General features: G+C 44.8%; 19 protein-coding genes. 10 read left to right on the forward strand and 9 right to left on the reverse strand.

Going from position 1 to position 21,690, the window contains the following annotated elements; translation table 11 throughout:
- Nucleotides 1-59: 59 nt before the first annotated feature.
- Nucleotides 60-1,379, reverse strand: coding sequence for an OmpP1/FadL family transporter (locus tag N4J56_RS29130; RefSeq protein WP_317109674.1), 1,320 nt, complete (start codon nucleotides 1,377-1,379; stop codon nucleotides 60-62).
- Between the two features lie 650 nt (nucleotides 1,380-2,029).
- Here N4J56_RS29130 and N4J56_RS29135 point away from each other — a divergent pair.
- Complete coding sequence (locus tag N4J56_RS29135) at nucleotides 2,030-2,506, forward strand: hypothetical protein (RefSeq protein ID WP_317109675.1); 477 nt, start codon at nucleotides 2,030-2,032, stop codon at nucleotides 2,504-2,506.
- A gap of 71 nt (nucleotides 2,507-2,577) precedes the next feature.
- On the opposite strand, the gene N4J56_RS29140 is transcribed toward N4J56_RS29135, so the two are convergent.
- Entirely contained in the window at nucleotides 2,578-4,170 is a 1,593-nt protein-coding gene (locus N4J56_RS29140) for a hypothetical protein (protein ID WP_317109677.1), read from the reverse strand.
- Between the two features lie 254 nt (nucleotides 4,171-4,424).
- On the opposite strand from N4J56_RS29140, the gene N4J56_RS29145 reads away from it, so the two are divergent.
- The gene (locus N4J56_RS29145) at nucleotides 4,425-7,643 is read left to right on the forward strand and encodes an alpha-mannosidase (protein WP_317109679.1); all 3,219 of its coding nucleotides are present in this window, start codon (nucleotides 4,425-4,427) and stop codon (nucleotides 7,641-7,643) included.
- Between the two features lie 202 nt (nucleotides 7,644-7,845).
- On the opposite strand, the gene psbN is transcribed toward N4J56_RS29145, so the two are convergent.
- Nucleotides 7,846-7,977, reverse strand: coding sequence for a photosystem II reaction center protein PsbN (psbN, locus tag N4J56_RS29150; RefSeq protein ID WP_041462633.1), 132 nt, complete (start codon nucleotides 7,975-7,977; stop codon nucleotides 7,846-7,848).
- Nucleotides 7,978-8,060: 83 nt separating this feature from the next.
- On the opposite strand from psbN, the gene psbH reads away from it, so the two are divergent.
- The 3 genes from psbH to pth all read left to right on the forward strand — a co-directional run bounded on the left by psbH (nucleotide 8,061) and on the right by pth (nucleotide 9,480).
- Nucleotides 8,061-8,270 carry a photosystem II reaction center phosphoprotein PsbH gene (gene psbH, locus N4J56_RS29155; RefSeq protein ID WP_015157035.1) on the forward strand — a complete coding sequence of 70 codons (210 nt, stop codon included), beginning with the start codon at nucleotides 8,061-8,063 and terminating at the stop codon, nucleotides 8,268-8,270.
- Between the two features lie 216 nt (nucleotides 8,271-8,486).
- Complete coding sequence (locus N4J56_RS29160) at nucleotides 8,487-8,774, forward strand: TatA/E family twin arginine-targeting protein translocase (RefSeq protein ID WP_039713404.1); 288 nt, start codon at nucleotides 8,487-8,489, stop codon at nucleotides 8,772-8,774.
- A 28-nt stretch (nucleotides 8,775-8,802) separates the two neighbouring features.
- Nucleotides 8,803-9,480, forward strand: a complete 678-nt coding sequence (gene pth / locus N4J56_RS29165) for an aminoacyl-tRNA hydrolase (RefSeq protein WP_317109683.1) — start codon at nucleotides 8,803-8,805, stop codon at nucleotides 9,478-9,480.
- Nucleotides 9,481-9,594: 114 nt separating this feature from the next.
- Here the strand turns inward: pth and rpsU are convergent, their stop codons facing one another.
- Nucleotides 9,595-9,774 (reverse strand): 30S ribosomal protein S21, encoded by a 180-nt coding sequence (rpsU, locus tag N4J56_RS29170; protein ID WP_015157038.1) that lies wholly within the window; start codon nucleotides 9,772-9,774, stop codon nucleotides 9,595-9,597.
- 289 nt (nucleotides 9,775-10,063) lie between these two features.
- On the opposite strand from rpsU, the gene N4J56_RS29175 reads away from it, so the two are divergent.
- A complete protein-coding gene (locus N4J56_RS29175) occupies nucleotides 10,064-10,186 on the forward strand; it encodes a hypothetical protein (RefSeq protein WP_317109685.1) in 123 nt (40 codons plus the stop codon).
- Nucleotides 10,159-11,148, forward strand: coding sequence for a tetratricopeptide repeat protein (locus N4J56_RS29180; RefSeq protein ID WP_317109686.1), 990 nt, complete (start codon nucleotides 10,159-10,161; stop codon nucleotides 11,146-11,148). The genes N4J56_RS29175 and N4J56_RS29180 overlap by 28 nt, the downstream gene beginning before the upstream one ends.
- A gap of 42 nt (nucleotides 11,149-11,190) precedes the next feature.
- Here N4J56_RS29180 and N4J56_RS29185 read toward each other — a convergent pair whose 3' ends face one another.
- Together N4J56_RS29185 and N4J56_RS29190 are read right to left on the reverse strand one after the other, a co-directional pair.
- Complete coding sequence (locus N4J56_RS29185; protein WP_317109687.1) at nucleotides 11,191-11,727, reverse strand: hypothetical protein; 537 nt, start codon at nucleotides 11,725-11,727, stop codon at nucleotides 11,191-11,193.
- A gap of 616 nt (nucleotides 11,728-12,343) precedes the next feature.
- Entirely contained in the window at nucleotides 12,344-13,264 is a 921-nt protein-coding gene (locus tag N4J56_RS29190) for a nucleoside hydrolase (protein ID WP_317109688.1), read from the reverse strand.
- A 17-nt stretch (nucleotides 13,265-13,281) separates the two neighbouring features.
- Between N4J56_RS29190 and N4J56_RS29195 the strand changes: the two genes are divergently transcribed.
- On the forward strand, nucleotides 13,282-13,713 hold the full coding sequence (locus N4J56_RS29195; RefSeq protein WP_317109689.1) for a nucleoside deaminase: 432 nt from the start codon (nucleotides 13,282-13,284) through the stop codon (nucleotides 13,711-13,713).
- Nucleotides 13,714-13,800: 87 nt separating this feature from the next.
- On the opposite strand, the gene N4J56_RS29200 is transcribed toward N4J56_RS29195, so the two are convergent.
- Both N4J56_RS29200 and N4J56_RS29205 read right to left on the reverse strand, forming a co-directional pair.
- Complete coding sequence (locus N4J56_RS29200) at nucleotides 13,801-14,013, reverse strand: hypothetical protein (RefSeq protein WP_132867019.1); 213 nt, start codon at nucleotides 14,011-14,013, stop codon at nucleotides 13,801-13,803.
- Between the two features lie 347 nt (nucleotides 14,014-14,360).
- Nucleotides 14,361-16,697, reverse strand: coding sequence for a response regulator (locus N4J56_RS29205; RefSeq protein ID WP_317109691.1), 2,337 nt, complete (start codon nucleotides 16,695-16,697; stop codon nucleotides 14,361-14,363).
- A gap of 157 nt (nucleotides 16,698-16,854) precedes the next feature.
- Here N4J56_RS29205 and N4J56_RS29210 point away from each other — a divergent pair, with 157 nt between their 5' ends.
- Nucleotides 16,855-17,991 carry an IS4 family transposase gene (locus tag N4J56_RS29210; RefSeq protein ID WP_410500401.1) on the forward strand — a complete coding sequence of 379 codons (1,137 nt, stop codon included), beginning with the start codon at nucleotides 16,855-16,857 and terminating at the stop codon, nucleotides 17,989-17,991.
- 172 nt (nucleotides 17,992-18,163) lie between these two features.
- Here N4J56_RS29210 and N4J56_RS29215 read toward each other — a convergent pair whose 3' ends face one another.
- Nucleotides 18,164-18,958, reverse strand: coding sequence for a HAMP domain-containing protein (locus N4J56_RS29215; protein ID WP_317109692.1), 795 nt, complete (start codon nucleotides 18,956-18,958; stop codon nucleotides 18,164-18,166).
- 369 nt (nucleotides 18,959-19,327) lie between these two features.
- On the opposite strand from N4J56_RS29215, the gene N4J56_RS29220 reads away from it, so the two are divergent.
- Entirely contained in the window at nucleotides 19,328-21,658 is a 2,331-nt protein-coding gene (locus N4J56_RS29220) for an EAL domain-containing protein (protein WP_317110730.1), read from the forward strand.
- The last annotated feature ends 32 nt before the right edge of the window (nucleotides 21,659-21,690 follow it).

Consider the following 21,690-nt stretch of genomic DNA (forward strand, 5'->3'; position numbering starts at 1 on the left):
AAACTGCTATGAAAACTGCTATCAGAAGATGAGGAGGGATTTTCTGTGGCATAGTTCGATTAAAATTTCCAAGTTAGTTGCAATCCAACAACATCAACATCACTTTCAATTTTTCCTCTCAAGTTACCGCTAGTACTGCTAGATAAATCGATCTCACTGTCATCAACAAATAAGTGCGCGTAACCTATATCAAAACTAATAGCATCAGAAGCTTTGAAACTAGCACCGATCGCTAACCACGTTCGATTATTATCTGGAATTCTCGGCGATCTGTACGTACTATCTACCGGACTCGGATCGTAAGCAACACCAGCACGTAATTCCCAGGCTGGACTCAATGTATAATTAATTCCTAAAGAATAGCGCACTGTATCGTGCCAATTTTCCGGCTGCACGTTATCCGGTTCCACTGGGTTGTCAAATGTGACGCGCAACTCTTCAAACCGACTCCAATTCGTCCAAGTTACGTCGCCTGTTAGTGCAACGCGAGAACTAATTTGATGATAGGCATTAAGAGATAAAGTATCGGGTAGGTTCAATTCAGCCGCAATACTACCATCTTGAAATCGTCCAGTCGCGGTTAAAGCTGACACTGCTGTAGGAACGTTAAAATCAGCCTCCCCTGCTAAATCGTGGGTAATCGCCGAACGATAAGCCAAGCCGAGGCGCGTTTTCCGATTGGGTTCGTAGAGTAACCCCAAGTTATAACCCCAACTCCAATCATCACCTTCTAGTTCAACAGAACCATCAGTTGCTTGAGGCGCGGTACGCAATCTCGTAGCACCGATTAAACCAAAATCGATCGCATTTGACAGTTTGGCTTCGGCATATTGTAAGTTGATGCCAGCACCTAAAGAAAGGTTGTCTGTCAGTTTTGCCGCAACAGTAGGATTAATATTAATTGTGACGAGTTCTGAATTAATCGCGTAGTAGCGCCCAACCCAGTCGCGATCGTACCTCGTCTTCAGACCAAAAGGCGAATTCACTCCCAAACCTAGCTTGACGCGATCGCTGGCATTCCAGACAGCGTAGAAGTTAGGAACAAAAATATCCACGCCGCCATCTCCGCCATTTCCACCTGTTAAAGGTGCGCCAGTGACAACTATCGAGCCTCGATCTTGAAACAGAGCTGTAGGAGATATATAGTATCCTGCCGCGATCGCCGAATTATTTGACAGACGAGTTAATCCAGCAGGGTTGAAAAAGATCGTACTGGCATCATCCGCCGCCGCACTATTAGAAAAAGCACTGCCTAAACCGCGCACGCTTTGTTCGAGAATTGCAAAACCTGATGCTACAGCAGTACTAGTCGTGCCAAAAAATTCTAACGCCAAAAACAGCGGCAACAGCGCTGCAATTGACTGCAACGTTCTCCTCACTCTGACTCCTCGTTCTTATATTTGAATAAAGCAAAAGCAAATATATACCTTCGAGCAGTCACGCTTATAGTTGTGAAGCTAAATGAACAAATAATTATTAGATCGTTACATTTCAGTCGGGTTTCAGCGCCAATATAGAAAATAGAACTGGCAACCAACAACAAAAAGTAGCAAGGGAGCAGGGAAAGACACGAGATCTAGAAATAGCTGAATAGTCGATCGCCTCTACGTTGCGAGATGTATTTTCCTACGACTTTCCCCTACAGTACTGATAAAAAATGCTACCTCTCGATGTACTACAAGAATTCGTCCTTAAGGTGCATTAAAAATTATGATGAAGTAAGTTAGTCTGGCAGAGCTACATCATATTTTGTAACTTACTATTCCGTCACCGTCTGCTTTTACTTTCACAGTAGAGTTAAGTTGGATCTTCTACAGGTGAGGGTATAAGGTAAAACAAACGATTTGACAACAGTATGGCTTATCTGAGTGTAACTACTTAGAATAGTACGAGCTTTATCGATAAAAGTTTTTCTAATGTTGCAATTTACAAGATTTAACTCAAAAATTGACTAACTATAGGGGAGCGAACGGTTAATGTTGTCTTTGCACTCTCAGACTTAACTACACTGATGGAGTAAAAAATTACAATGAGGATTCGACTGGAGCGAAAGTTAAGTTCATGCCCCCATCACCTGTGTTGTACTGTCTGCGATCGCATGTTTGAATCAGGTAGAGTCCGCACGCTCCTACACAATGACGAAGGATTCATCCAAGGTGACATTTGCCCAGAGTGCATGAGGCTATCGGTCGAAACTATTCAACATAAAATTAGAGAGCGGGCAATGCTGCTACTGGAAGAAACAGACGACAGTGGCAATACGACTTTCTCACCTCAAGCACGAGCAATGGAATTGCTAGACTGCTCTACCGAAAACGTTAAATATCCCCAGTTTTATCATTGGTGGTTGGTACAGCTAGAGATCTTCTCGCGTCAATCCTCAGATGCCAGAAATGTTACAGGTATAGAAAATTGGGAATACAAAGGGCGATCGCGTAAGGCGCAAGATCGCAGTTGGCGAGAGCGATTGCGGACGTTTTTTGAAAAAGATGAATCGGAAAAATAGAGGCGCTCGCGTCGCGGAATTCCCCAGTTTTTCAAGCTGTTTTTGAAAGCTAAATTCTTCAAGCTGAGGTTTTAGAACTTACGCCACAGCTTGTGTATCCACTGCCAAAATTTCAGAAAAACTTCTTCAAACCACAACATGGCGCGATCGAGCCATGCCAAGATTTGCTCTAGTGGATGTTTAACATAACCCATTAAGGTTGCAGGAGTTTCAATCCAGTCTGGTGTTGACTGCATGGATGAGTTTCGAGTCTCCGGTGTAGAAATATTGCTCGGCTCCGCTTTGTGCAGCGATTGTTTGACTTTGCTAGTTCTACGAATTTCAGCGCTTTTTGCTCTAGGTTCGATCTCCCCAACTCCTCTTCTTAAGAGAGGTGATATTTTCTTGCTAGCACGATTTTGCAACCTTGAAATTTCAGGAGTAGACTGCTGCCCTCCTTTGTAAGGGGGGTTGGGGGAATCGTTCGCCGTAGTTTGTTGCTTAGCTATACCTTTAGGCGCTCTAATTTTGGAGAGGAATTGACGCAACCTGCCACGCTCTTGAGGGAAAGTATAATCAACGATAGGATTAGTGGGGAGAGCAAAAGTAGGTACGGCGCGATCGCCTGTCGTCTCTGGCGTAACCGATCCAAATAGATCGCTAGCCGTCAGCCAGGGATCTTCTAGATCTCGATCGGCTGAATCGTTACTAGCAGGAAGCTTGGCAGTTGGGCGACGAGCGGGAAATTTAGGATTTACGGGGATCGATCTACCTGTGAGCGGGGAAACTCGCTTGTGAGTCGTACTAGTTGTGATGGAAGGTGTAGTAGCGCGATCGTCCGTCCCAAAAAAGTAATCGATCGCCGCCCAAATCAGAGATAGAATTCTTGTCGCGTGAGTTTTGCTGCTTGCCTCAGTTTGCACGTCGGCTGTAGGGCGCTCCGAACCAGCAATATCGGTACTTTGAGAGAAAATACCTTGATAGAAGGCGATCGCAGCTGACTTAACTCGGACGAGATGATGAGATTCTACCTCAGCCACAGTATGGTCTAGAGAAGTCAGCCACGGGGGAGTCGGTACGGGCGGGTTTCTAAACCCGCCCGTACTATGGAGTTGAGATTGATGCCCAATTTTTTGACGGTATTGCCAGTACTGAGCGATGGCAGTCACGATCTGCTCTTGTAACGTCGCCTGCTGCTGAGGATCGATAACATCCAGAGTTTGATTTTGTGCTGTCACTAATACCAAGTTGCGACTAGCTAGCTGCGAGGCAATACCTTGGATGGGGTAATTGGTAATTGGTAATTGGTAATTGGTAGTTGGTAGTTGCTCCCCCAGCTCTCTTCTCTCCCCAGCTCCCTGCACCGAAGCGCTCCCTGCTCCCTTAACATACAGCAAGACTTGCCGAATCGGAGTATCAACCGTTGGCGATTCCTTTTGCACAATCGCGTCATCAGATGGCAACTGACGCAGGGTTGCTTCAACTGCTTGATGTACTTGATTTGCCGTCGATCGCCTGGACTGTAACAGTAGAAATATAGGATACATGCCCACAGCTGCAACCCAACTGGCAGTAGATTGGAGATTGCGCCAAGCGCGATCGCACTGCTGGGTAAAGCGGCGCGACTGCTTGTGAACGAATCGAAACAGTCTGCTTTGATAGCGAGCGGAGGAAGCAGGAGTCATAGACTAAGTGCGGACGAGGAATTATAAATGATGAAACGAACGATCTAAAAAATGAATGAGTATTTTATCCTTGAGGCGGCTAACATTCATGTCGGCAGATATGCACCGATCTTATCGAGAAACAGCTCCCTTTATAACGTTTGTTGCTAACTGAAATCTTAAAATAGATCGATTCTTATCACTTCTCAACCGTGCTTTTATCTTTATAATTTAGTGTTTTGATATTTTCGTGTCCTCATAACTGGGCTAGATCTATGACATCTTTTGCACCACACTCCAATTTAGAGGTAATTGCACAAGCGATCGCTCAGTTACGCCTCTGTACTCAAGTCGATCTCCAGATGAATTGGTTGGGGTGGCTGAAGTCAGAATTGGAAGTCGGTATTAACTGCTCCCTACTCCCTGCTCCCTGCTCCCTCAATAATAGAGGACATATTGCTTGGGAAAAAGGGAAAAAAGTTTTGTGGTTGCAGCAAAAGTTAGTAGTTCCAGCACAATTACAGGGCTATCCTCTGGCTGGCTTATCGCTACGACTGGCTTTGACTTGGTGGGCGGAATTGGCGCAGATTTATGTCAACGACGAATTGGTACAAGAGGGAGATTTATTCGATTGCTCGACGAGAATACTCCTCAGTTCTGGCGTGACTCCTGGGGAAGAATTTTCTGTGAGTTTACGGCTGGTAAGTCCAAATCACGACGATGGAGCCTTAGTGCGATCGCTATGCTTATATGAATCAAACGATCCAGCAGATCCAGAGCCAAGTTTTGTGGCAGATGAATTAGCCATTATCCAGAAACGTTTAGAAACCTTTGAGCCAGAACAATTATCCACGCTTGCTACTGCTGTCGCGCAAATCGATTGGTCGAGCTTACCAGATAAAGACAAATTTGGGCGATCGCTCCACACTTTACGCCAAAATCTCCAATCCAAAATCTACGTTGCGCTGGAAGCGCACCAAAGGTGTGACGCTGCGCTGAAAGCGCACCAAAGGTGCAACCCACAATCTAAAATCTTTCTTCTCGGACACGCTCACTTGGATTTAGCTTGGTTGTGGGCTGTCAGCGAAACTTGGGAAGCGGCTCAGCGCACGTTTACTTCCGTTCTCAATTTGCAACAAGCTTTTCCCGAACTCACTTTTTGTCATTCTACTCCTGCTCTTTACGCCTGGGTCGAACAACACCGTCCCGATTTATTTACCGCAATTCAACAACTAGTCAAAGCTGGACGTTGGGAAATTGTCGGCGGTTTATGGGTAGAGCCAGAACTCAACACCGTCAGCGGAGAATCAATTGTCAGGCAGCTATTGTACGGACAAAGATACGTGCAAGCAAAATTTGGTCAAATTTCCTCTGTTGCTTGGTTGCCAGATAGTTTCGGCTTCTGCGCGACTCTACCGCAATTTCTAAGTTTAGGAGGAATGGAATATTTCGTCACTCAGAAATTACGCTGGAATGACACGACTCAATTTCCCGATGAAGTCTTTTGGTGGCGATCGCCTGACGGTACGGATCTACTTAGCCTCATGTCTGCGCCCATCGGTGAAGGCATCGATCCGGTCAAAATGGCAGCCTATGCTTGCGACTGGGAAGCCAAAACTCAATTACCGCAAGTTCTCTGGCTGCCTGGGGTCGGCGATCATGGTGGTGGTCCCACACGCGATATGCTCGAAGTAGCGCGACGCTGGCAACAATCACCCTTTTTTCCCGATTTGGAGTTTACCACCTCTGAGAAGTATTTGCGGGAAATTCGGCATGTAGAGACGTTGCTTGCAACGTCTCTACATTTCCCCATTTGGCAAAATGAACTTTATTTAGAATTTCATCGCGGGTGTTATACGTCTCATGCCGATCAAAAACGATTCAATCGTCGCTGCGAGGACTTGTTATATCAAGCAGAATCGTTCGCAACTTTGGCAATGCTGACGGCTGAGACAGCCTATCCTCAAACAGAAATTGAAGAGGCGTGGAAAAAAGTTTTATTCAATCAATTCCACGATATATTGCCTGGTTCTGCCATTCCTGAAGTTTATGTTGATGCTAACCAAGGCTGGCAAGAAGCAGAGCAAACGGCAACAGCTATTTTAAACCAATCTTTGCAAGCGATCGCCTCTCAAATTAATTTTCCGCCACCTCCTCATCCTGAAGCACAGCCAATTGTCGTTTTTAACTCGCTCAATTGGGTGCGACCGCAAGTTGTTGAACTTACAGTTCCAAATCTACAAGATACTAACTGGCAAATCTGTAATTCAACCGGAGAAAGCGTCCAATCTTACATTAGCGTTGCTGAATTTACGGGCGATCGACAAACATCTACTACCATCATTTCTTTTCTTGCCAAAGATATTCCTGCCGTTGGTTATCGCCTTTATTGGTTATGTCGTCGCCCAAATTTCATTGCATTGAGTTCTCAGGTAGCAAGTTATACCGAATATGTTATTGAAAATGAGTATTTGCGCGTTACTGTAGATTCTCATACGGGAGATTTATCTAGCGTTTTTGACAAAATCAATCGATGGGAAGTCCTCAGTGGTGCAGGCAATCAACTACAAGCTTTTCAAGATAGCGGACAGTATTGGGATGCATGGAACATCGATCCTAATTACGCTCAACACCCCTTACCATCTGCTGAACTCATAAGTATTAACCAACATTGCGATCGCGATTTAATCCAAAGTTGCGTCAGTGTAGCTCGAAAAATCGGTCAGTCAATTTTTAGCCAAGATTACATTTTAGAAATGGGTTCTCCCGTCCTCAAAATTAAAACTAGCGTTGACTGGCAAGAACGTCATGTGATGGTAAAAGCTGCTTTTCCCCTGAATGTATCAGCAGACTATGCTAATTATGAAATTCCCTGCGGTGCGATCGCCAGACCGACACAACCCCAAACCTCAGAAGAAAAGGCAAAATGGGAAGTACCAGCTTTACGTTGGGCTGACATAAGTACGAGCGATCGTGGTGTCAGCTTGCTAAATGATTGTAAATATGGCTACGATTGCCAACCGGATCGACTTCGTTTAACATTACTGCGTAGTCCTGTATGGCCCGATCCCGAAGCAGACGCAGGCTTACATGAATTTACCTACGCACTTTATCCTCACGCTGGTACGTGGCAACAAGCACAGACAGTTAGGCGTGGTTACGAACTGAATATACCGTTGCAAGTTTTACTGTTGCCTGCTGCGACTGCTACATCAGGAAAGATCCCAGCTACTACAAGCTTTTTAACAATATCAGCCGATAACTTAATTTTGATGGCGTTCAAGCCTTCGGAAGACGACCCGCAAGAGTTAATTTTGCGGTGCTATGAATGCCACGGCGATACAGCTCAATTAGACCTACAGAACACCTTAAATTTAAGCGTAGCCGACAATCTCGATCTTTTAGAAAGACCTATAGCTACTAATTCAGCCGACCGAACAGCCAAGAGTATTTTACCGTGGAAGATCGTCACCTTAAAGCTCAAGGCTAGATGAAACGTAAATCAGTTATTAGTAATCAGTTGTCAGTTGTCGGTCAACGCTAGTGCTACACTCCGTGAAGAAAGTTAACGGTTAAACAAATAACTGGTCACTGGTCGCTAGTCACTGATAACTGGTCACTGGTCACTGATAACTGGTCACTGTTAATTGTGGAGCTTGCCTGCTGCCCACCAACAATACAAAAGTATAACTATCTTTAATCTTCGTGTTCTTCAAACGGATCTCTTAACTCTTTTGCTGGAGGACCGAAGGAGGTATACACCGTCCAGCCAGTAATGGCAATCAATACGGCAGCTAAGGAAATGCTAAGAACTGTTGCGGGTTCCATCATAGCGATAGATTATGAGTACTCTTCCTATACAATATTACAGAACGTTAAAAAATGCTTTCGCAATTCATCATAGGTGAGTCATGGCACAACGGACTTGGTTGGGAGAAATCCTCAGACCCTTGAATTCAGAGTATGGTAAGGTTGCCCCTGGTTGGGGAACTACTCCCGTAATGGCGATTTTCATACTATTATTTTTCGTCTTTCTCTTGATCATCCTGCAAATCTATAACCAATCATTGCTGATTGAAAGACCTGATATTGCCCCCAATTGGACTGGTTTAGGTGGTTAATCGTTAGAAAACTGAGAGTTATTAACAATACTTATAACTTGCATTCCACCCAGAATCGATCTGGGTTTTTTTTTGAGAAATAGGGAATGAGGTACAGTGACAACTGTGTAGAGACGTTACATGTAACGTCTCTACCGATAACCGATCGCTACTCAATAGTTACTGTTCGCAGCCTATACTAAGACTGGGGGAATTGACTTTGCAGGAGGGTTGTTTATGAATGTCTTTGGAATTGGACTGCCAGAGATGGCTTTGATTTTTGTCGTTGCACTGCTGATCTTTGGACCCAAAAAGCTACCAGAGATCGGTCGGAGTTTAGGAAAGGCAATTCGCAGTTTTCAAGATGCTTCTAACGAGTTCCAGTCAGAGTTTAAGCGCGAAGCGGAACAGATAGAACAGGCGATGCAGACAACTGCCGAATTAGAACCAAAGCAAATTCCGCCAGCAGCAACAGAAGAAACTGTTTCTACCAATACGACAACTTCTTCAACGCAGCAAAGCTAGACACATAAAAGCTAGATCGATAGGTGTAATGACAGAAGCGATCGCCTCTAATTCAACTTCCAATCAAGTTCTGATTGTGCCGCAACTTATTGTCGGTCTGGGAAACCCAGAGCCTAAATACGACCAAACCCGCCACAATATCGGTTTTGCTGCTGTTGATGCGATCGCTCGTGCTTGGCAAATTCCACTGGCAGACAATCGCAAATTTCAGGGCATATTTGGTGAAGGTAGGAGTCATGCAGGTAAAATCCGCTTACTCAAACCCCTAACATATATGAATAACTCCGGTCAGGCAATTCGCGCTGTCACGGATTGGTATAAGATACCACCAGAATCGGTACTGGCAATTTACGACGACATGGATCTCCCCTTGGGAAAAATTCGTCTGCGCTTATCCGGTTCGGCTGGCGGACACAATGGGATGAAAAGTGCGATCGCTCACTTGGGGACGCAAAACTTTCCCCGCCTGCGAATCGGTATCGGTAGACCTCAAGGTAACAATACCCAGGAAGACGCATCGACTATATCTTACGTGCTAGGACGCTTTTCCTCTGCTCAAGCCCCATTAGTAGCTGAAGTTTTGCAAATGGCGTTAGAAGCTGTAGAACTAAGCTTAAAGCAAGGAGTCGCGCAAGCAATGAACCGCTATAACAATCGCAATATCTTATTAAACGCTAAGGATACAAAGCAGGCTGTAGGTAACTAGCGATCGCCTATTTTGTATCCTGATCTCACCTCTTATCTGACGCAGTGACTTCCTTCAATTCAGTTCAGCAGCGTCACCAATTGAGAATATATTAAATTTAAATTTCCGATCTATCTATCTCATCCGTCGCTTGCGTCGAGCTGCAACAGCTTTGCGTTTGCGTTTCTCTTGGGGTGTTTCAAAATGACGATGATATTTTACGTCCGCCAAAATTCCCGCTTTGGATACTTGGCGCTTGAACCGCCGTAATGCCGAATCAATTCCTTCATTTTCTCCGAGAAGCACTTGGGTCATTCTATCTCTTTCCTCAAAATCATCAATTCAATTGTAGTCTCCCCTAAAGTTCGTTTGTTCGGTGACTACATACCATAAATAGTGCCGAAAACCAGTTTAGCATTATCGTTGTTGCCTTAACTAGGGGTAGCCACTGCTGGAAGAGAGCTGAGGAAGAAGTCGTAAGTCGTAACTCGTAAGTCAGAAGTCAGAAGCGATTCACGCACCACTCACCACGCTTGACTGACAACTGATAACTGACAACTGACATTTTGGGCAACATAAATACAGTTGCTCTCTTGTCCTATCAATGCTCGATCTCATTGCTGCTGCTTTTGAACGCCAAGATTATGACACCGCAGCCCAGGTATTACAGCAGCTGCGACATACTTCTCCCGCAGACCCTTGGTACAATTTTACTCGGGTAGATTAGATGAAATATCTGGCAAATTAGATACAGCAGCAGAGATTTATCGGCAACTGTTACTGAGTTCGGGTCACGTTCACGCTAGGATTGTGGCGCAAGCGCGTCAGGGTATAACCCGCATCGAATCACTTATCAAGGCACAACGCCAGCAGGCGATCGCCCAAGCTACTGCCAATTCCGATAATGTGCAAAAAGGCGTGTTGCTATTAGAACCGATTGCTAGCGATCGCAAGTCTGAAGCCGCCCGCAATTTATCCCAAATCATGCAGATTGACCCCTATACAGCGCGACTTCAGCTACCAAGTCGCGGTTGGCGGCTGTATCGTGCAGGAGCAATTGGCGAACTACAATTTTTTGGTCAACAACTTTTAGCTGCTGACATTCCTTGTTTTTGGGCAACTTTGGCAGAAATCGAACAAATCCAAGTTTTTCAAGCGCGATATTTTGAAGTCGCTCCAGCAGCCAGTGTTGTTTGTCAAAATGAAGTAGATGAGCTGAGCTTTCTGAGCTTTCAATGGTCGGAAGTAACTCATAAAGTGACGGGATTACTACCCCTTTTCGAGCAAGTCGTAGACCTAAATGTGCGTGGCAAGCTACAACGCAAAACTCAGACTCAAGACTATGCCCAATTCTGCGATTTACACTTAAGCGATCGCGGTTATATCGTGCGACTATGCGATCGCAATTATATGTTCCACAATGGCATTCCTTTTTCCGAGCAGCAAACGCACAATCAAACAACTGTCAGAATCAACTGGAATCATTTACAGAATTTTCTCGACCAAAAACTCGAACGCGCTGAATCCTGGTCGGATTTTACCATTTTTGCCAATATAGCTTTGGATTGGAGCGATTTGCTCGCTCCAATACCATCTCACATCCATCTGTTCCGCCGCGATCCCACTAACTGGGATGCAGCATTCCATCTCTACAGTGGATTAGTTTTCTTAAAAGGAAGGAAAAATTAATGTAGAGAGGCGATCGCCACACTCTACATTTTCTACTTCAATCTAACCAGGAGTCTTAACTTGGCGTGCCATATCCAAGAAAGAGTTCATATTTGCTCCAGGGCGACGACGGCTGTTAGAAGCAGACGGCATCAGGTAGTTGGGCGCAAATGTAGAAGCAGCCTTACCATTACTATCAGAAATCTCTTTCACTGGTTTGGTTGGCTTGACAGCCTGAGCTTTGACTCCCTCAGCAGTTTGCACCAATTCTACTTCTACTTTAGGGGGTTGTTTCTTAGCAGGAGCCTCAGCTTTTGCCGTTTCTGCTTTAGCTGGTGCAACCGCATCAGCAGTTTTTACCTTCTCTGCTTTAGCTGGCTCTGCTTTAGCTGGCTCTGCTTTAGCTGGCTCTGCTTTAGCGTTAGACTCAGATTCTTTGGTTGTTACAGCAGTGACGAGTTCTGACGCTTTTGCTTTAACTTCGTTGGTTGCTGAAGCAATTGATTTAGCAGCAGCTTTTAGTTCTTTGGGAACTTCTGTTTCTTCTAATTCAAGAAAATAACCATTACCCTTGCGCGGTTTATTGGGTTTACCTTCCAAGGATTTCTTGCTACTGAAAAAACCTATAAAGAAGGACACTATCCCACTCAGTATTTTTTTGATCGAACCGAACATTTGCAATACTCCTGGCTTCTGACGATGAGATTGACGGCAACTTCTGAAAAACTCAACTAGACTGCGATCGCAACACAAGATCGATCGTGCTGCCCCCTGCGATCTGACAGCACTTGTTTCCTTTTATACTATTTCGCTTGCAGTTGAAATTGCTTCACTAGGCTAAATATCCCTAGATACTTCTCGCAGGTCACTCAAATTTGGATCTAATTAGGATTAATTATGAAATTTTTTGGGAATTTTATGCAAGATTAATATTTATTTCTTAACATTTATTTACTTTAAGTCGCTCGAGTATTATTACTTAGTCCATTAGGAGTAGATAAACGCAGCAATTATTGATGAAAGTTTACATATTTTAAAGAAAGCAACGGTTATTGATGAGTGACTGGTGAAACCAGAATTGTCCCCTTTGTCCCCTTTGTCCCCCCTTCGCCCCCTAATCCCCACTCCCTACCCTTCGGGAACGGCTTCGCCGAACGGTCGTGGGGAAGAGCGAGTTCCCCTTTGTCCCCCTTGTCCCCCTCAGCTCCCTACTCCCTCATCTTTGCCACTGCGTAATATAGTCATAAAATTCCTCGCGATCGACTCGCTCCATGACTTGAACTTTGCGCCCGCCAGGTTGAATTTTGGTGCGACCTTGGCTTGCACCTGTAGTTATAATTGTGGTTTCCCATTCCCGTAGTTGATAAAACTCTGGATGAGCCAGATACGCTGTGGCTAACACATCCCAAAAATAATAATCTTGAGGAATGACCAAGGCGTAACATTGTCCTACCAAGTCTGAAAGGGGATAATGACGCTGTTTGCCCATTTGCCGCACGATCGCGGCTGTGACTGGCACGTTATTGGTTAAATCGAGAGGACACATCACAATCGGAATCTGCGTCTGCCAAACGCGATCGACAGCCATTGCATCCCAGTAAGCATTCCATTCCGCTGAGCCATCCTGTCCTGGTTCGATGCTTTTTTCGACATTACCAGGAACATTCAACGCTCCACCCATCCAAACCAAGCGTTGAATCTTAGCTTCGATTTCTGGAGCTGTATCTAAAGCAACTGCAATAGTGGTCAAGGGACCAGTTACCATTAAAGTCACGGGTTCTGGCGCATTCAGCAAGGTATGGATCGTAAACTCCTGACCTGTTTGCTCAACCAAAGACGTGCGAATGGTATCTTGCTGGTTGAGAATGGGTAGGCAATCGACAATGAGGGAATCGCGACGATAGAGACGGGGGAAAGGATTAATCCCGCGTACGGTACTAGCTGCAACTGGAATGCGATCGCATTCCATGAAATCGAGAATTTTACGGGTAGCACTGACAGCGGCGTGGGCGTAACAATCAGCCGGAGTCACCACAACACCCAGACATTCAACTTGTTCCATCGTCATCAGTAGCATAGTTGCTAGATAATCATCTACACCACCGTCACAATCCATAAGTACGAGTTGTTTAGACATAAATTGGAGAATTATTAATGGATGAGTTTATGACAGCGGCGATCGCCCAAGCACAACAAGGGTTAGCAGAAGGGGGTATTCCCATTGGTTCGGTACTAGTCAAAGATGGCAAAATTGTCGGTAAGGGACACAATAAGCGAGTTCAAGACGGCGATCCCGTAACCCATGCAGAAATCGATTGCCTCCGCAACGCAGGTAGAATCGGTAACTATAAAGGTACAACTCTTTATTCCACGTTGATGCCCTGCTATCTCTGTGCTGGTGCTGTGGTGCAGTTTGGGATTAAAAAAGTGATTGCGGCTGAGTCTGCCAACTTTGCTGGAGCCAAAGACTTTATGGAGGCACATGGCGTAGAAGTTATCGATTTAAATATGTATGAGTGCAAGCGAATGATGGGAGATTTTATTGAAAAAAATCCCTCTCTTTGGAATGAGGATATTGGTGAATAGGGTACGGCATAGCGCGTCAAACTCTACTCGATCGCAAAAAATAAGAGCGCCAAATCGTGCGCTCTCATTTCATTTATGTAATTTGATTCAAGCAACTTGCGAGTGTATTTCCTCTTCACTCGGTATCCAGTTAGCTGATAAGTCTTCAACCACACCTGTTTGCCTTAATTCCCTATCTCTCACGACTCTGACTATTAAGGTTGGCTGATAAACTCCATCAATAATCTGGTGTCCGTAACCGATGACATTACCAGATTGTCCGCTAGCGTGATGAATAACGCGATCGCCGACTTGAAACATGGCTCACTCTCCTTATTTGAGGATATGGTTGTCTGCTGTTTCTTGTCTCGAACCTGGATCGTTAAATTGATTAAGTTGTTATTCTCCTTCTCTATGACTTGCCGTGGATTGTATGTTGAGAGTCAACGTCGATTGATGAGTTGATTGCCAAAATATTTTTTTCACACTGACGAACACTTGACCTACAATTGACTCGAACGAACTGCCCAGACAACACTCAATCAAATGAGAGAAAGTAATTTCGATTGGCAGCTACTAATATTGACTTTACTCTTACTTTATTCCAACGCCACAATATCAGACGCAATTTAACGAGTCAACAAGCTGAAAATATTTTGTAATCAGTACTACGAGTTATTTGATAACTCAGTAGTATTTAAGTATTTCTTTAGTTCCGCTTTAACTTTTATGTACTCAGCCTCAAGCTCAGAGACAATTTCTCTACTCTTTGGGAATTCAATTGTGCCATTACGTCCGACGATTTCTAATTGTTTTGATAGCTGACTAAAATGCATTGCCCCCAAAGTAGCACTACTAGACTTAAGAGTATGGGCTGCTCGTTGTAATTCTGTAGCATTTACAGATGCGATCGCGGTTTGAATTGTTTGAATTAATTTCGGTGCATCTTCTAAATAGGCATCAACCACCACTGCGATCGTTGCTGCTCCACCTTCCCCCGCCATTTCCTCTAATGCTTGTAAAGCCTTAGGATCGATTGCAGGAGAGGATAAAGGTGGTACGTGGTGCGATCGATGCGGGTGTGGGGAGAATTCCGAATTCCGAATTCCGAATTCCGAATTCATATAAATTCCCTGCTCCCTGCTCCCTGCTCCCTGCTCCCTGTTCTCATCTCCTACGGAATGGCACTGACTCAAAGCCTGAGCCAAATGCTCGAGCTTCACGGGTTTAGTTAGGTAATCGTCCATACCAGCATAGAGACAGGCTTCGCGATCGCTCTGCATGGCATTTGCAGTCATAGCCACGATTCGCGGTTTATGCGGATGGAACCAACGCTGGCAAATTTGTCTTGCTGCCTCCAATCCATCCATTTCTGGCATCTGTACGTCCATCAACACGACATCGTAAGGCTGACGTTGCAGCGCAGCTAGAACTTCCAGTCCATTGTTAGCAACATCTGCCCGATATCCCATCTGCTGTAACATTAATAACGCTACCTTCTGATTCACCGTATTATCTTCAGCTAATAAAATATTTAAAGGATGAGTTTGCGCCATTTGAGCGCTAAGAGTTGAGGATTTAGGCAAAAATGGTGCAACTTGGGATGGCTGCGACTGTTCGCTCAAAATTTGCAACAGTACGTTATAGAGCTGAGATTGTTTGACAGGCTTTGTCAAACAGGCAGATAACTTGACTGCTGTACTTGGACTGGCGATGTCTGGCTTACCCATAGAAGTCAAGAGGAGCAAAGGTAGCTTGCGATAGCTAGGTTGTTGGTGGATGGTTGTCGCCAGGCTCAAACCGTCCATCTGCGGCATTTGCATATCTAAAACTGCTAGATCGAACGGATCTCCACGGTGCAACCATTCCAATGCCTCTGCACCAGAAGCAGCCGCCCGGGGAAGCATTCCCCAAGATTGGGCTTGCAACATCAGAATTTTACGATTGGTGGCACTATCATCCACGATTAGCAAACGCTTACCGTTCAATTGCGGCAAAATACAGGAACTCTCATTTTGCAAGATATTGGGTGCTGCTACGGTAATCGTAAAGTAGAAGGTAGAACCAACACTGACTTGGCTCTCTACCCACATTCTCCCGCCCATCATCTCAGTTAATCGCTGAGAAATTGCTAAACCCAACCCCGTCCCGCCATATTGACGAGTGGTCGAAGTATCGACTTGACTGAAGGACTTAAATAACCGATCCATGCGATCGGCAGGAATTCCAATACCAGTGTCTTTAACGGCAAATTGAATTTCATAGAATGTCGGCATGAGATAGTTGGCAGTCTGCGGCAGTTGCTCTTTTTTTCTCCCCTCTAGATACTCGCTACTATTTACCTCTTTAGTCGTGACTGAAACTACAACTTCTCCATGCTCCGTGAACTTCACTGCATTGCTCAGCAGGTTGACTAGAATTTGACACAGTCGCGTCACGTCTCCCACAATCGTATCTGGTGTTTGTGGATCGAGCAGGTAAGCCAGCTCCAGATTCTTTTCCGCAGCTTGAGGAGCTAGCACGTCGAGAGAATTTTCAATACAAACTCGCAAATCGAAGGGTTGTTCTTCCAAATCCAACTTGTCTGATTCAATTTTGGAAAAGTCTAGAATGTCGTTGATGATTGTCAGTAAAGCATCGCCGCTTCTGCGAATCGTATCTACAAAATCTTGCTGCTGGGGAGTTAGAGATGTATTGAGTAGCAAACCTGTCATGCCGATAACTCCATTCATGGGAGTACGGATTTCATGGCTCATGTTGGCGAGAAACGCACTTTTAGCTTGATTGGCAGCCTCAGCTGTGGTACGAGCCCTCTGCGTTTCCAATTGCAACACTTCCAATGCTGTTTTTGATTCCACAAGTTGCATACTAGCGGCTTCTGCTTGCTCTAAGGCTGTCTGTAAAGCTGCCGTTCTCGCGGCTACTTCTTGTTCTAGCTTCGTATTTTGCTCTGCCAACTGGGCATCCCGATGAGCGATCGCATTTGCCATCTTGTTAAATGGCACTACGGTTCAGTTAAGGCTCAAAGTGTTGTAAATTAAGCATTGTTCCCAAGAATGGAAAGTGAGTGTAGTGCATCTGAAGGATTTCTCATTGTTGTCTCCTACGATACAAAGTAGTGATGTGTTCAAAGCGATAGAGGCAGCCATCCCATCCACGGAGATCGAGCAAGCGATCGCTAAAACTAAAGTTTGTGAACAACGTAAACGCTCGTTACCAGCACAATTGGTAATTTGTTTGGTAATTGCGATGAGTCTGTGGTCACGAGATTCGATGAGAGATGTGCTGAAAAACTTAATTGATGGGCTGAGCGAAGCATGGGTGAAAGTGGGGAAATACTGGCGAGTTTTTTGTAAATCAGCAATAACGCAAGCCCGACAACGATTAAGTCCAAGGGTGATGAGTCAATTGTTCCATCAACTGGTGCGACCAATGGCTAGCACCGATACCAAAGGAGCATTTCTCAATGGATTGCGAATTGTGGTAATTGATCGGACTTGCTTCGATCTGCCAGACAGCGATGAAAATGCGAGAGTTTTTGGTCGTCCGAGCAGCCGTCCTGGCACACAAGCCGCATTTCCCAAACTGCGATTAGTCATTTTGGTAGAAGCAGGAACACATTTAATCTTTGATGCATTGATGTGTCCATATCGAATAGGAGAACGAGTGCGGGCATTAAGATTATTACGCTCCGTGAGTTCAGGGATGTTGTTGATGTGGGACAGAGGGTTACATTCTTATGCAATGGTGCAAGCAACTGTCACAACTGGTAGCGATTATTTAGGAAGAATTCCCGCAAATGTCAAGTTTTTGTGCGAAGAACCACTGGCGGATGGTTCTTATCTGAGTTGGATTTATCCACCTGCTAAATTCCGCTCAAAAGCTTGCCAGCCCATACAAGTCCGAGTGATTGAATACACAATTGGTAATACCGACAACCCAGAGGAACAACTAAGATATCGCTTAATTACCAGCTTATTGGAATTGGAGAAATTTCCGGCTCAACTACTGGCGATTGAATATCATCAACGCTGGGAAGTAGAAAATACTATTGATGAACTCAAAGTACATTTATCAGGACGAAAAACTCATATTCGCTCTCAAAAACCGCGTGAAGTTGTGCAGGAAGTTTACGGGTGGTTGTTAGGACACTGGGCTGTGCGGTTATTGATGTTTCAAGCTGCAAAGAGCGCGGGTATCACTCCTTTGCGTCTGAGTTTCACTGGGACATTGCGAGTTATTCGTCGTGCTATCCCGAAATTTCAACGCTTGCAATCACAAGAACTCCCCTTTTTTTAAGTTGGTTAACTGTAGAGATTTTAGACACTCTGTTACCTGAACGAGTTTCTCGTACCAATCCCAGAGTTGTAAAAAAACCTGTATCCAAGTTTCGCTCAAAAAAGCCAAGACATCGAGCCACCCCCTCCCGAACCAATCCTCCTATTTTCTTTATCCTCAGCACAGCGTAGCCTTAAATGAACCGTATTGGGTTAAATGATGTCGCCAGATAGCCCAATTCATCTTGTCTGTCGGCATCTAATTGGACATCTAAGTTTCCCGCTGCAATCAGTTCTGTAGCTGTCAGCAATCTCCTTAAAGGTTTAGCAATTTGCTGACGTAAAGTGACAAATATTAAGGTAACTTCTATTAATAGCGATAATAGCCCTAAGAGTGGAACAAATTTAGCGTTAGACCATGCCTGCTGGAACAAAATTGACCTGGGAAAGACAACCACAAAATACCAATTCAGAGCGGGAATGCTAGTAACAGCAAGATACTCACTATTTTTAGCGTTATCTATTACTATTTCTCCAGGTTGAATATGCTTAACTAATTTAAAAACAGTTTGCAAATGCAAATCGCCCGCTCGATCGAGATAAAATTTACCCTGACTAGCTTGAATTTGTGGCATCAAATCTGGATGAGCAATTAGGCGACCGTCGGAGTGAAAAATCATGCTGTACGATCCTGGCAACCACTCGTTTGTCGTTCTCTTAACTAGATTGTCAATTGGAATGTCAGGAGCGATTGAAGCTAAGCGTCGCTCGTCCTGAGTTGCTGCTGCTAGACCCAAAAAATCGCTCTCTTGCCGACCTCGTTCAATTACATATTGTTTGAGGTCTTCTCGCACATGAGATTCTAAATTCGATAAAACATGAAGATAACCGATCGCACTAGCAGCAATAATAACAAGAGTTACTCTCAGTGTTATTTTTAATAATGTTCGCCGTGCTATCTTGCCAATTGCTATTCGACTAGAAGCCATATCTTAATTTCCAATCCGACAAATGCTTCACGCTACGTTCGCATTTAGTATTCCCGGAATCAGTTATCAGTTATCAGTGAAGAGGGAGCAGGGAGCAGGGAGCAGGGAGAATGTTCTGATTTCCCCAAAATTTTCTTTATCAAAAATTTATGAGAGTGGGACAAAATTGCGTGATTTACTCGATGTGAAAGCTGCCAAAGGTAGTCCATAGTGAAGCTACGAGATCCAATGGATTCTCTCAAAGCGAGTGCCAATAGCAATACTGGCAATTAAAGTACTGGCAACACCAGACAGTTGGCAGTGCAAAAAGTCTTTCTCTTCTACTGCAACTTTACTAATCTTTCCTACTTCTTATGGGTGTTCGTCACTATGAACTCTAACCCCGTCTCTTCAACTACACCCTTAATCCTCGTGGTGGACGACGATAGAACCATGAGGATTTTACTGCGTCAAGCAATGGAGAAGGATGGCTACAGGGTAGTAGAAGCGGTAAACGGACAGCAAGCGTTAGAGGCGTATACTCAATTTCATCCAGATTTGGTCTTGCTCGACGCACTCATGCCCGTGATGGATGGCTTTACTTGCTGCGGTCAGCTACAAGCTCTTTCTCGCTCCAAACACGCACCTATCTTAATTATCACGGCTCTAGAAGACCAAGAATCAGTCGATCGCGCCTTCCGCGCTGGTGCAAGCGACTTTGTGACAAAACCGATTCACTGGGCTGTTTTACGGCAGCGAGTCCGCCGACTTTTACACCAAACTCAACTTTACAAGCAATTGGCGCGATCGAATCGCGAATTACAAACAAAAATCAACGAACTCCACCAAGCACAAAAAGCACTGCAAGAGAGCCGCGAACGTTATGCTTTAATCGCTCAGAGCGCTCACGATGGTTTGTGGGACTGGAATATCAGAAGTAATCGTATTTATTATTCTCCTCGTTGGAAATCGATGTTGGGCTACGAGGAGAAAGAAATAGGTAATAGCTTAGCGGAATGGTTCGATCGCATACATGCTGAAGATAAAGCTAAGTTCCAAGGAGAATTAAGCGCCCATTTAGCAGGATTAACCAACCATTTTGAAACTGAATATCGGTTATTGCGCCAAGATGGTAGCTACGGTTGGATGCTTTGTCGGGGGCTAGCCGTGCGCAATCCTGAAGGCAAACCTTACCGCATGGCTGGTTCTCAGACTGATATTACTCAACAAAAGGCAGCCGAGGCGAAATTACTGCACGATGCTTTCCACGATGGGTTAACAGGTCTACCAAATCGTCTCTGGTTCATGGATCAATTAGAAAAAGCGATTCACCAAACAAAACAAGACCCGAAATCTCAATTTGCCCTCCTATTTTTAGATCTCGATCGCTTTAAAGTGGTCAACGATAGTTTAGGTCATGCTATGGGCGATCGCCTCCTTTTGGAGATCGCAACTCGCTTAAAAGCGTGCTTACCATCCAATAGCACTCTCTCTAGGTTAGGAGGAGATGAGTTTACAATCCTGCTGGAAAATTGCGACGCTCTTCGAGTTCGGCAGATCGCAGAGCAAATTCATCGAGAATTGTCAACCCCCTTCAACCTCAAAGGCGATGAAGTTTTTTGCACCGCTAGTATTGGGATTGCTTTAAGTCATAGCGGGTACGAACATTCGGAAGACGTGCTACGAGATGCCGATATGACCATGTATCGTGCTAAAGCTATGGGTAAAGCGCGATCGGAAGTCTTTGAGCCTGCCATTCACGATCGGGCGATCGCCAGAATGCAGCTCGAAATTGACCTGCGGCGGGCGCTAGAACTCAAAGAGTTCATGGTAGTATACCAACCGATTGTCTCGCTCAACAGCGGGCGAGTTGCTGGATTTGAAGCATTAATTCGTTGGCAGCATCCCCAACGAGGCTGGGTATCACCCGCAGAATTCATTCCTGTAGCCGAAGAAACTGGATCGATCGTCCCGATTGGCTGGTGGATACTCGAACAAGTGTGTCAGCAGTTACGCACTTGGCAGCAGCATTCTGCAGTTGACTCTCGATTAACAGTGAATGTCAATCTTTCTGGCAAGCAATTGACGCAACCCGATCTGGCGCGGGAAGTTAAACAAATTCTGCACAAAACTGGACTTTCTCCCAGTAGCTTGAAGTTAGAAATTACTGAAAGCGTACTGATGGACAATGTTGATGCTGCGGTTACTATTTTGCAGCAGTTGAAGACCTTAGGAATTCAATTGGCGATCGATGATTTTGGCACGGGTTATTCTTCCCTTAGCTATCTCCACCGTCTCCCCATAGATACGCTGAAGATCGATCGCTCTTTCGTTAACGATATTGATTGCGATCCAGAAAAAATTGAGATGATCCGTACTATCGTCTCTATGGCATGGAATTTAGGCATCAATGTGGTTGCTGAAGGAGTAGAAACGAAAAAGCAAATGTATCAATTGCAAGCCTTAAGATGCGATTACGGACAGGGTTATTTCTTCTCGCGTCCGGTGGATGCTGAAGCTGCCAAGACTCTCCAGTATTTTGAGATTAGAGGTAGCCGTTCTTCTCGCAGATCGAAACAACATATGCCAACACGTCATATCGATTTGATGGAAACTCGTCACGTCGATTTATTGGAAAATAGTTCTCAACACGCAACAAAAACATTTATCCTACCAGATTTAGTCGATCTGGGCGGGCATGGATTAACCGATCGCAGATAAGGAGGAATATCTCGTTTAGAATCAGTAATGAC

It is taken from the genome of Chroococcidiopsis sp. SAG 2025, assembly GCF_032860985.1.
GTDB lineage: Bacteria > Cyanobacteriota > Cyanobacteriia > Cyanobacteriales > Chroococcidiopsidaceae > Chroococcidiopsis.